The following is an 11,425-nucleotide window of genomic DNA, read 5'->3' as shown; positions in this document are numbered from 1 at the left end:
TCACTTCCTGAATCCGCGCTTCGTCGCGGATTTTTCTTTCTTATATTTCCCCCTTCCAGCTGTCTCTATGGCCTCTAGCCCTTATGGGGTATCCGGGGTTTTCATCCGTGAGAAATTGATTCTGAACATGTTTTTATTCGCTGTATATGTAAATATATAGCGATTTTGTAACCTTCAGGATAACAATAATGCCACTGACAAGACGGATGTTTGCCCAACTCGTGGCATCTGCACTGCTGCTACGCCATCTTCCCGCGTTTGCTCAAACCTCGCTGACTGTGGCCATTGGAGACTCTCCGAAGCCAGAAACGACCCAACGCGTGGTCAGCGCGGGCGCGCCTGCTGACATGCTGCTGCTGGCCGTCGCACCGGAAAAACTGGTGGGGCTTTCCTCCTTTGATTTCTCTCGCCAGACCGCCATCCCGTTTAACGATAACATTCGGACTTTGCCGAAACTCGGCAGGCTGGCGGGGCGCGCCAGCACGCTCTCGCTTGAAGCACTCCTGGCGCTTAAACCTGACCTGGTTATTGACTGCGGTAATGCCGATGAAACCTGGCTTTCTCAGGCCAGACAAGTGAGCGCACAAACACAGATTCCCTGGCTGCTGATTAACGGCGAATTGCGCCATACCCCAGAACAGTTTCGCGCAGTCGGTGAAGTATTGGGCGTCGTCTCGCGAACCGCAATGCAGGCCGCGCTGGCCCGTCGATTTATCGATGATGCAATAGCTTTCTCGCATTCACCCGCGGCGAATCTGCGTTTTTATGCCGCGCGCGGTGCCAGAGGACTGGAGACTGGTTTACAAGGTTCTCTGCATACCGAAGCAGCAGAACTACTGGGGTTGCACAATGTGGCGCACATCCCCGGACGACAGGGGCTCACACAGGTCTCAATGGAAAACCTGCTCAGCTGGCAGCCGGATATTATCCTGGTGCAGGATGCGGTGACAGCGCAGTTCCTACGAGAAGATCCGGTCTGGCAAGGAGTCAAAGCGGTTGCTGACCGGCGCATTCTGTTTCTCAGCGGTCTGCCGTTTGGCTGGCTGGATGCACCTCCTGGCATCAACCGTTTACTGGGGTTACGCCGCCTGCACGCCTGGCTTGATCCACAGGTTGAAGCGAGCTTTAAAACCGATATGCAGCGCTACAGTGAATTGTTCTGGCACACCACACTAAGCGACGCACAGTATCAAAGGTTGGTGGCAGTCTGATGAAAACATCAACCCTCGGTTTTCTGATGATTGCTGCGGTGGTGCTTTGCGCGAGCGTCGCCGCGGTATCAGGCGCGTATCGCCTGGATGCACAACAGGTTTTGAATCTCGTGGCCGGTGCAGATGGCGTTCCAATGCAGGACAAAATCGTCTTCTGGCAAATCCGCCTGCCACGCATACTGGCTGCATTGCTGCTCGGCGCGGCGCTGGCGGGCGCAGGAACCACCTATCAGGGCATGTTCCGCAACCCGCTGGTCTCGCCGGATATTCTCGGCGTGGCGGCGGGTGCGGGTTTAGGTGCCTGTTTAGCAATCCTGTTAGGTTTACCGATCCTGTTCATTCAGCTGTATGCGTTCATGGGCGGTTTATTCGTGGTCGCCGGTGTCTGGTTGATTACCCGGCGAGTCAAGCGTCACGACCCGGTGTTAACACTGGTGCTGGTCGGGATTGCGCTGGGTACGGTATGCGGTGCGGGAATTTCGCTCATCAAAACGCTGGCCGACCCGTATACCCAACTCCCGTCTATCACCTTCTGGCTGCTTGGCGGTTTATCGACGATCACGCTGCACGACCTGTGGTTCTCGGCACCGCTGATCTTCGCAGGACTCGTCCCGCTATTGCTGCTGCGCTGGCGCATGAACCTGCTCACCCTGTCGGATGATGAAGCACGATCGCTTGGGATCAACGTCTCGCGATTGCGGCTGGGACTGATCGTCTGCGCTACGTTAATCACCGCCTGTACCGTTGCCATCGCGGGCATTATCGGCTGGATTGGGCTGGTTGTACCGCACATCGGCAGACTCCTCAGTGGCAATAACCACCAGCAGTTGCTGCCAGTTTCCATGGGGATCGGCGCCATTTTGCTACTGCTCACCGATACTTTTGCCCGCACGCTGAGCAGCACAGAAATCCCGCTGGGGATCCTGACGGCATTTATTGGCGCACCGTTCTTTTTGCTGCTTTTGCTACGGGGAAATCGCCCATGACGCTTCTGACCGTCCGCCATGCGTCGTTGGGATACCACAGTCACCAGCCCGTGTTACGCGATGTCTCATTTCAGGTTTCGCCCGGCTCCGTCTGTTGTCTGATTGGGGCCAACGGCAGTGGAAAAACCACCCTGATGCGCACCATTCTCGGCGTTCTTTCGCCGCTTCACGGTGACATTCTGCTTGATGGCGTCGCCATAAATCATCTCAGCGATCGGCAACGCGCCGCCGCTATTGCCTGGGTTCCTCAGGCACATGACGGCGCGTTTGCCTTCACTGCGCTGGACATGGTGATGATGGGGCTGGCCCCGCAATTGGCGGCATTTGCGGTTCCCGGCGCTAAAGAGCGTGAAAATGCGCACCAGCAGATGACGATGCTGGGAATCTCTCACCTGGCGCCCCGACGCTGGAACACGCTGAGCGGCGGAGAGCGGCAACTGGTGTTAATTGCCCGCGCGCTGGCGCAGCGTCCGCGTCTTTTGTTGCTGGATGAACCCGCTTCCAGCCTGGATTTTGGGCATCAGATCCGTCTGCTCGACACGCTAGTGACGCTGAAAAACTCGGGTATGGCCCTGCTGATGTCGACCCATCATCCGTTGCACGCCCGGGCAATCGCCGACAGCGTGGTACGCGTTGAACCGAACGGTGCAGTGTCGCAGGGGCTTCCTGAACAGCAGCTCGCCACCGATCGTCTGGCAGCGCTGTATCGCGTTACACCGTCACAAATCGCCCATCACCTCTTTGGCTCACACAACTAAGGAATAAGAATGCTCATTGACGACATTGATTTTGCCGATCTTTACCGTAAACAGTTACAGCTGGCGAACAGAACCGAGAAAAAACCGGAGCACTGGGATAAGCGTGCGGAAAAAATGGCAGAGAATTGCGCCTCATTAACCGACAGCTATCTGCTACAGCTGTTGGGAAAAATCGACCTGAAAGGGGCGGAGTCGCTGTTTGATATGGGCTGCGGTCCCGGTACGGTTTCGCTGGCGTTGGCTAAAAAGATGCCAATAATTTACGGCGTAGATTACAGCCAGGGCATGCTTAGCGTAGCTGCCCGCCGCGCTGCGCAAATGAACGCCCGTCACGTGCAGTGGGTGCAGCGGGCCTGGGAGGAACACTGGGATGATTTACCCCAGTGCGATATCGCCGTCGCTTCGCGCTCTACGCTGGTTGCCGATATGCGCCAGGCGATGACCAAACTGAATAATCAGGCCCGACTGCGGGTTTACACCACTCATCTCGTCAGTTCATCTTTCGTTTCCCCCACCATTCAGCGTGCACTGGGCCGCGAAGTGATTGAGCTTCCCAACTATATCTATGCGCTTAATGTCCTGTATCAGATGGGGATCCACGCGCATGTTGATTTTATCCGCGGACCCAACTGCCAGCAGGACAACAGCACCTGGACGCGTTTTCTGGAAAACGTGCGCTGGAGTATGGGTGAACTGAGCGCCGACGAGGTCGAACGTCTGGAAACCTGGTATCAACAGCAGGATCCACGCACGATTGCCCCCGCCAGCCGTGACTGGGCGCTTATCTGGTGGGACAGCGTGCCGCGGGAGGCGCTGCGATGATCTACTTTTCGCAGGCGCAAACCGACGCGCTGCTGCTGGAAGATATTCAGGGCGGCGATCTGACTACCCGCGCGTTGGGGATCGGCGCACAGCCGGGCGTTATGGCGTTTTACCATCGCCAGGGCGGATGCGTTAGCGGCACCGCCGTTGCCAGACAAATGCTCACCTCATTAGGGCTGACCGTCAGCGACATGGTGGCCGATGGTGAACAGGTAAGTGCAGGACAGCGATTGATTCGCGCACATGGGAATGCGGCGGCGCTACACCAGGGTTGGAAAGCGGTACAAAATGTCCTGGAGTGGAGCTGCGGGGTTTCAGGCTATCTTGAGAGCATGTTGAGCCAACTGCGCCAACGCTATCCTGATGGGCAGATTGCCTGCACCCGCAAAGCCATTCCCGGCACGCGTTTGTTGGCGACTCAGGCAATACTCGCCGCGGGAGGCATTATCCATCGCGGAGGATGCGCCGAAACGGTACTGCTGTTTGCTAATCACCGCCATTTTCTTACCAACCCAAACGACTGGTCAGGTGCGATTGCGCGCTTACGCAGCCATGCGCCAGAAAAAAAGATCGTGGTTGAAGCAGATACGCCAGATGAGGCATTAGCCGCGCTACGCGCCGCGCCCGATGTCCTGCAACTCGACAAATTTACCCCTGAGCAAGCAACAGAAATTGTCCGCCAGGCCCCTTCTCTGGCCCCCCATTGCACGCTGGCGCTGACTGGCGGCATTACCCTCGCCTCGCTGGCGAGTTATCTCGACTGTGGCATCAGACTTTTCATCACTTCCGCGCCTTACTACGCTCCGCCCGCGGATATCAAAGTTAGCCTGAGCCCGGACGCACGTGGCATATAACATTAATAAATGGACTAAAAATAATGAATTTCAACAAAAGTTGTCTTTACACAGCCCTGTCGTTTGCTTTCGCGCACAGCGCTTTTGCTGGGCAGGAAAGCGAAACCATGACCGTCTGGTCAAGTCCGGCCTCCGCCGCAACCACTACGGTTCTCGGCCAGGAAACGATGCAGCAACTGGATAAGCAAAACGTGGCGCAGGCACTGAGCGTTGTCCCCGGCGTCGTGCTGCAAAAGTCAGGCAATCGCAATGAACAGCAGGTGAAAGTCCGCGGTTTTGACAGCCGTCAGGTTCCCGTCTATTTTGACGGCGTGCCGGTATACATCCCCTATGATGGCAACCTCGATTTAGGCCGTTTTCTGACCTCCGATATCGCTTCGGTTGAAGTCTCCAAAGGCTACTCGTCGCTGTTACAAGGGCCGAACCAGATGGGCGGCGCCATCAATATCACCACCCAAAAGCCCACCAAACCGATTGAAGGCAGCATTGGCTATCGCCAGGGCTGGAGTCGTAGCAAAGACAATGCCCACGATATGCACGCTTCATTTGGCGCCAGCAACGATCTCGGCTACATCCAGCTCAGCGGCAGTCAGTTGAAGCAGGATTTCCTTGGCTTACCGCACGGCGTGGACAATCCTATTGCGGGCAGCAACGGCAAGATGATTAACTCCTCCGCCGATGACAAACGCGGCATCGTGAAGCTGGGCTTTACCCCACGTGGTAATGACGAATATGTGCTGACCTATATTAATCAGGACGGTGAAAAAGATAACCCGCCGTACGCTGGAACCAGCAGTCAGAAATCACGCTACTGGCAATGGCCACAGTACGATAAAGAGAGCTATTACTATCAGGGCACCACCCATCTGGGCGATCGTTTCACCCTGAAAAGCCGTCTGTATCGCGATACCTTTGAAAATACGCTGATGATGTACAACTCGCTTGCCGATCTGAAAAACAAAAAAGGCAGCTACAGTCATTATTCAGACTATAGCGATGGGGCTGGTCTGCAGCTCGCTGCGGATATGCGTGAAAACGACCAGCTCTCTTTCGCGGTGAACTGGAAGGATGATGTTCACCGCGAGAAAGGCGCACCTAATGCGTCTTACGACCGTTACGAAGACCGCACCTGGTCCGTTGCCAGCGAATACCAGTGGGCAGCAGCGGATAACGTCGATGTCGTGGCGGGAATAAGCTATGACTGGCGCGACAGTCTGGAAGGCATGAAGCACGAAAAAAATGGTAGCGTCACCCACTATGATGACAACAATCAGTCGGCCTTCAACTGGCAGATGATGACCAAATATCACTTTGAAAATTCAGACACATTAGCGCTGTCCTACTCTGACAGAACACGTTTCCCAACACTGAAAGAGCGCTACACCACCTCGAAACCGGCCTATAACCAGGTGGCGCTGGTCAATCCGCAGCTTAAACCGGAACGCGCCCGCAGCGTGGATCTGACCTGGAATGGTTCACTTGGTAAAGACTGGGGATTCGAAGCCAGCGTCTATTACAACCGCATCAGCGATGCGATTCTTTCACACAATATTGATGCCGATACCATCCAGAATCAGAACAGCGGCCGGGTGGATTACACCGGTCTGGATGCAGGCGTTAAAGGTAAAGTCTTTGATATGCTGGATGTTGGGCTGAGCTATGGCCTGATTCATGCGGACGTCAAACGCAGCGACATCGGCAAAATAACCGATTTGCCGACGCAAACCCTCACCGCATGGATGACGCTGAAACCGTGGGATCCGCTGAGCATTACGCTGTCTGAAGAGGCCCGCTCATCGAGCTATAGCAATAGCGACGGCTCGCAGAAAGCCGCAGGTTTCGCCATTACCCATTTACGCGCCGACTACGCCATTGGTCACGGGTTCAGCGTCAACGCTTCGGTCAATAACCTGTTCGATACACAATACGTGTACAGCGAAGGATTTATCGAAGAAGGCCGTAATTACTGGGCGGGGATTGAGTATCAGTTCTGACTTAGCGACATAGAGAAACGGCCCCCACAGGGGCCGTTCGATTAATCTCGCCGTACAAGCCGGAAGACACCCAGCACAACAATCGCGCCGACCACGGCCACCAGGAAGCTATGGAGATTAAATCCGCTGACATCGCCGCCAATACCAAACATCGTTGCCAACCATCCACCGACCACAGCACCGACAATACCGAGAATACAGGTCAGGATAAACCCACCGCCATCACGCCCCGGCATAATCAGTTTGGCGATAACCCCCGCAATCAGACCAAAAATAATCCAGGCAATAATTCCCATTTTCAGGCCCTCTTTCCAGTGAACGCACGCGCAAGACATTCCTGCGCCAGCACTTAAAGTATAGGCAAGCCATCGCGACATGCTTTTATCACTCAGACTTAATTCATTGGGTTTGGTAAAAAATTTCATCCATTTGTATTAAGTTCCGTAGATTAATGCCGATAACCCAACGACAAACCAGGCATCCAGGAGTCATTAGGTGTGAGTAACTACAATGAGCAGTTCCTGAAGCAAAATCCGTTAGCGGTGTTAGGTGTACTTCGGGACTTGAAGTCGCAGCAGGTTCCACTGCGTATCTCCTGGTCAGGCGGCCAGTTCATCAGCAAAATTCTGACCGTCAGTCCCGATGAACTGATCATGGATTTTGGCAGCCAGGAATATGAAAACCGGGCCGTACAGCGGGCCAGCCAGATCTCAATTATCGCCGAAACGCAGGGAGCCAAAGTAGAATTCACCCTGCCACAGCTGAAAAAAGGTGAGTATCAGCAACTGCCGGCCTTTATTTCATCCTTGCCGCCTTCTCTGTGGTTTGTGCAGCGTCGGGAATATTTCCGCATCGGCGCTCCGCTGCATCCTCCCTATCGCTGCACGGCAAAAATGCCGGACAACAGCATTCTGCATTTTCGCTTATTCGATCTGTCTCTCGGCGGCATGGGCGGGCTGTTAGAAGTGGCAAAACCAGAGGGGTTGGCAGAAGGTATGCGCTTCTCGCAGGTTGAACTAAATATGGAGCAATGGGGGGTGTATCACGTTGACGCCCAACTTATTTCCATTAGCGAACGCAAGGTTATCGATGGGAAAAACGAAACCATTACCACTCCCCGCCTGAGCTTTCGTTTTCTCAACGTCGGCCCGGCGGTGGAGCGGAACTTACAGCGGATTATTTTTTCCCTTGAACGCGAGGCCCGGGAAAAGTCGAACAAGGTGCGCGATTAGCATCACCTGAATTACATCACATCCAGCGCTTGTTGAAGCTTCCAGATATAGCGCGGGGCCTGCGGCGCCGGATGATTGTCCGCAACATGTTCAATAAATTCATCCGGGCTGAGGTCGTTGATTTTATTGATCGCTTTTTTCCTGTCGGATGAGAACGTGCGTAACAGTGCGCCCGCACCGTTGGCGTACGAGACTACCAGCGCGTACTGCATCACCTGCGGATCTTCAATCCCGGCCAGCGGCCCGGTTTCGAGAATACTCAGGTATGCGGCCCCCATCGAGATATTGCGCTCGGGGTTTTTCAACTCACTGGTCGACGGCTCTCCACTCCAGCCCATGCGGCGATAAACATCGCGTCCTGAAGTTGAGGCTTTCAACTGCATCAGACCAATCGCATTGGACTTACTGACCGCATTCGGATTTCCGCCTGATTCAATGGCGATAATAGCGGTAATCAATTGTGGACTGACACCCCAGGCCGCACCGGCTTTTTCACTGATCGGCATCCATTGCATTGCGCGTTTAACCGGAACTTCAGCATTCCACGGCGGGTTTTTGTAATCCTGTTTTGAACTACAGCCCGCAAGTAATACAACCAAAAAAGCAAACCATCTCAATTTCACGTCATCTATCCTTATAGCCGGAACCTGTCGCTGAGGTGACAACGACATACCTACGCGGCATGATATACATTTGGTTTTAGTTGTAGCAAGGAAATGCCATGTCCCGGTTTCACTTAATTGCCCCATCGGGCTACTGTATCAATCAGCAGGCTGCCTTACGTGGGCTTGCGCGTCTTATTGAGGCCGGTCATCAGGTCGACAATTCAGCGGTCATTGCGCGCCGCTGCCAGCGTTTTGCGGGGACAGAGGCAGAAAGGCTTGCTGATGTGAACTCGCTCGTTAATCTGAAAACCCCCGATACCGTTGTGATGGCGGTACGCGGCGGCTATGGCGCGAGCCGTTTACTGGAAGATATTGACTGGCAGGGGCTGGCAGCCCGCCAGCAACAAGATCCGCTACTGCTGTGCGGACACAGCGATTTTACGGCGATCCAGTGTGGTCTGCTGACACAGGGGAATGTGATTAGCTTCAGCGGCCCGATGCTGGCGGCGAACTTCGGCGCCGAAGAAATGAACGCATTCACCGAGCACCATTTCTGGCAGGCTTTGCGTAATGCCCAATTTACCCTCGAATGGCAGGGTGACGGTCCGCAGTGCGCAACTGAAGGTACACTGTGGGGCGGAAATCTGGCGATGATCATTTCGCTGATGGGTACACCGTGGATGCCGGCCATCAAAAACGGCATTTTGGTGCTGGAAGACATTAACGAGCATCCATTCCGTGTCGAGCGCATGCTGCTGCAGCTGTACCACGCCGGAATACTGGCCCAGCAAAACGCCATTATTCTCGGCAGTTTTAGCGGTAGCGCACCCAATGATTACGATGCCGGTTACAATCTTGATTCAGTTTGTGATTTTCTGCGCGCCAGATTGTCAGTACCGTTGATCTGCGGCCTCGATTTTGGCCATGAACAACGCACTGTCACCCTGCCTTTGGGAGCCAATGCGGTGCTGAAAAATGATAAAAACGGCACTCAGCTCACCTTAAGTGGGCATCCGGTACTAAAATCGTAAAAAAAGCGGCTAATGGGGCTAAGCAAAACGCTGTTTCTGTCGTTATTATGGTAGGGTTTATTAATACGAAACAGCGTAATTCAGGAGTAACCGAACGTTGGATGCCGCAGCAATTATTAGCCTTTTTATTTTGGGTTCCGTTCTCGTCACCTGCAGTATCTTACTCAGTTCATTCTCATCACGCCTCGGTATCCCTATCCTGGTGATATTTCTCGCTATCGGTATGTTAGCGGGCGTAGATGGTATAGGCGGCATACCTTTCGATAACTATCCATTCGCCTACATGGTGAGTAACCTGGCACTGGCAGTTATCCTGCTCGACGGCGGGATGCGCACCCAGGCCAGCTCTTTTCGCGTTGCGTTAGGCCCGGCGCTATCGTTGGCGACGGTCGGTGTGCTGATTACTTCCGGACTCACCGGCATGATGGCCGCGTGGCTGTTTCATCTGGATCTTATTGAAGGACTCCTGATTGGCGCGATTGTTGGTTCAACCGACGCCGCGGCGGTCTTTTCCCTGCTTGGCGGTAAGGGGCTTAACGAACGCGTTGGCTCTACGCTGGAAATTGAATCCGGCAGTAATGACCCGATGGCCGTGTTTTTGACCATCACGCTCATCGCCATGATCCAAAACCACGAAACCGGTTTAAGCTGGATGTTCGCGGTGCACATTATCCAGCAGTTTGGCTTAGGCATCGTTATCGGTCTGGGCGGTGGATATATGCTCCAGCAGATGATTAACCGCATTTCTCTGCCTGCCGGACTGTATCCGCTATTGGCGTTAAGCGGTGGGATCCTGATTTTTGCCCTGACCACTGCGCTGGAAGGCAGCGGTATTCTGGCAGTTTATCTGTGTGGTTTCTTGCTGGGTAATCGCCCTATTCGCAACCGGTTTGGCATTCTGCAAAACTTCGACGGTCTGGCCTGGCTGGCGCAAATCGCCATGTTCCTGGTGCTCGGACTGCTGGTTACGCCGTCCGACCTGCTGCCTATCGTGGTTCCTGCGCTGATTTTGTCTGCGTGGATGATTTTCATTGCCCGCCCACTTTCGGTTTTCGCCGGACTGCTGCCGTTTCGCGGCTTCAATCTGCGCGAACGCATTTTCATCAGTTGGGTGGGTCTGCGCGGTGCGGTACCCATCATCCTCGCCGTCTTCCCAATGATGGCGGGTCTGGAGAACGCGCGCCTGTTCTTTAACGTCGCGTTCTTCGTGGTACTGATCTCGTTGCTGTTTCAGGGAACCTCACTTTCTTGGGCCGCTAAGAAAGCCAAAGTGGTGGTCCCTCCCGTCGGCTGGCCCGTGTCGCGCATTGGCCTGGATATTCATCCGGATAACCCGTGGGAGCAGTTTGTTTATCAGCTCAGCGCCGATAAGTGGTGCGTAGGAGCCGCATTGCGCGACCTGCATATGCCGGAAGAAACGCGAATAGCCGCCCTGTTTCGTGACAACGTGCTGTTTCACCCCTCCGGCAGCACACGTCTGCGCGAAGGCGACGTATTGTGTGTTATTGGCCGCGAGCGCGATCTCCCGGCTCTTGGCAAGCTGTTCAGCCAGTCGCCACCTGTGTCGTTAGACCAGCGCTTCTTCGGTGATTTTATTCTTGAAGCCAGCGCAAAATATGCCGATGTGGCGCTGATTTATGGCCTGGAAGATGGCACCGAGTATCGTGATAAGCAGCAAACGTTGGGTGAAATTGTCCAGCATCTGCTTGGTGCCGCGCCGGTCGTCGGTGACCAGGTGGAATTCGCTGGCATGATCTGGACCGTAGCCGAGAAGGAAGATAATGCGGTGCTGAAGGTCGGTGTTCGCGTTGCTGAAGATGAGGATGAGTAAAGCGGATGTTTTGCCGGGTGGCGGCTGCGCCTTACCCGGCCTACAAAATGCACTGACTCTGGAGGCCTGATAAACGCAGCAGCATCAGGCAATGCTATATA

The 11,425-nt window shown here is 54.5% G+C and carries 11 protein-coding genes; 9 read left to right on the top strand and 2 right to left on the bottom strand.

Features of this window, described 5'->3' with window-relative positions; all coding sequences use genetic code 11:
- Nucleotides 1–188 precede the first annotated feature (188 nt).
- Genes OGY04_RS04625 through OGY04_RS04600 form a run of 6 tightly spaced genes read left to right on the top strand, consistent with a single transcriptional unit; the run spans nt 189 to nt 6,625 of the window.
- Nucleotides 189–1,211 carry an ABC transporter substrate-binding protein gene (locus OGY04_RS04625; RefSeq protein ID WP_079934752.1) on the top strand — a complete coding sequence of 341 codons (1,023 nt, stop codon included), beginning with the start codon at nt 189–191 and terminating at the stop codon, nt 1,209–1,211.
- A 26-nt stretch (nt 1,212–1,237) separates the two neighbouring features.
- Nucleotides 1,238–2,197, top strand: a complete 960-nt coding sequence (locus tag OGY04_RS04620; RefSeq protein WP_410734475.1) for a FecCD family ABC transporter permease — start codon at nt 1,238–1,240, stop codon at nt 2,195–2,197.
- Entirely contained in the window at nt 2,194–2,955 is a 762-nt protein-coding gene (locus tag OGY04_RS04615; RefSeq protein ID WP_079934750.1) for an ABC transporter ATP-binding protein, read from the top strand. Before OGY04_RS04620 ends, OGY04_RS04615 begins: the two co-directional genes overlap by 4 nt.
- A gap of 9 nt (nt 2,956–2,964) precedes the next feature.
- Nucleotides 2,965–3,777 (top strand): class I SAM-dependent methyltransferase, encoded by an 813-nt coding sequence (locus OGY04_RS04610; protein ID WP_032943738.1) that lies wholly within the window; start codon nt 2,965–2,967, stop codon nt 3,775–3,777.
- A complete protein-coding gene (gene modD, locus OGY04_RS04605) occupies nt 3,774–4,631 on the top strand; it encodes a ModD protein (protein ID WP_079934749.1) in 858 nt (285 codons plus the stop codon). Before OGY04_RS04610 ends, modD begins: the two co-directional genes overlap by 4 nt.
- Nucleotides 4,632–4,654: 23 nt before the next feature.
- Nucleotides 4,655–6,625, top strand: a complete 1,971-nt coding sequence (locus OGY04_RS04600) for a TonB-dependent receptor plug domain-containing protein (RefSeq protein ID WP_079934748.1) — start codon at nt 4,655–4,657, stop codon at nt 6,623–6,625.
- 41 nt (nt 6,626–6,666) lie between these two features.
- Here the strand turns inward: OGY04_RS04600 and OGY04_RS04595 are convergent, their stop codons facing one another.
- Complete coding sequence (locus OGY04_RS04595) at nt 6,667–6,921, bottom strand: GlsB/YeaQ/YmgE family stress response membrane protein (RefSeq protein ID WP_048212573.1); 255 nt, start codon at nt 6,919–6,921, stop codon at nt 6,667–6,669.
- A 201-nt stretch (nt 6,922–7,122) separates the two neighbouring features.
- Between OGY04_RS04595 and ycgR the strand changes: the two genes are divergently transcribed.
- On the top strand, nt 7,123–7,857 hold the full coding sequence (ycgR, locus tag OGY04_RS04590) for a flagellar brake protein YcgR (protein WP_286584845.1): 735 nt from the start codon (nt 7,123–7,125) through the stop codon (nt 7,855–7,857).
- An 11-nt stretch (nt 7,858–7,868) separates the two neighbouring features.
- On the opposite strand, the gene emtA is transcribed toward ycgR, so the two are convergent.
- Nucleotides 7,869–8,480, bottom strand: a complete 612-nt coding sequence (gene emtA, locus OGY04_RS04585; RefSeq protein ID WP_016153365.1) for a membrane-bound lytic murein transglycosylase EmtA — start codon at nt 8,478–8,480, stop codon at nt 7,869–7,871.
- Between the two features lie 98 nt (nt 8,481–8,578).
- On the opposite strand from emtA, the gene ldcA reads away from it, so the two are divergent.
- A complete protein-coding gene (ldcA, locus tag OGY04_RS04580; RefSeq protein ID WP_048235227.1) occupies nt 8,579–9,493 on the top strand; it encodes a muramoyltetrapeptide carboxypeptidase in 915 nt (304 codons plus the stop codon).
- Between the two features lie 97 nt (nt 9,494–9,590).
- The gene (locus OGY04_RS04575) at nt 9,591–11,324 is read left to right on the top strand and encodes a potassium/proton antiporter (protein WP_008785011.1); all 1,734 of its coding nucleotides are present in this window, start codon (nt 9,591–9,593) and stop codon (nt 11,322–11,324) included.
- The last annotated feature ends 101 nt before the right edge of the window (nt 11,325–11,425 follow it).

This window comes from Citrobacter sp. Cpo091 (assembly GCF_030332645.1).
Lineage (GTDB): Bacteria > Pseudomonadota > Gammaproteobacteria > Enterobacterales > Enterobacteriaceae > Citrobacter > Citrobacter portucalensis.
Note: the sequence above shows the minus strand (reverse complement) of the source record. Positions and strands in the feature narration are given on the sequence as shown.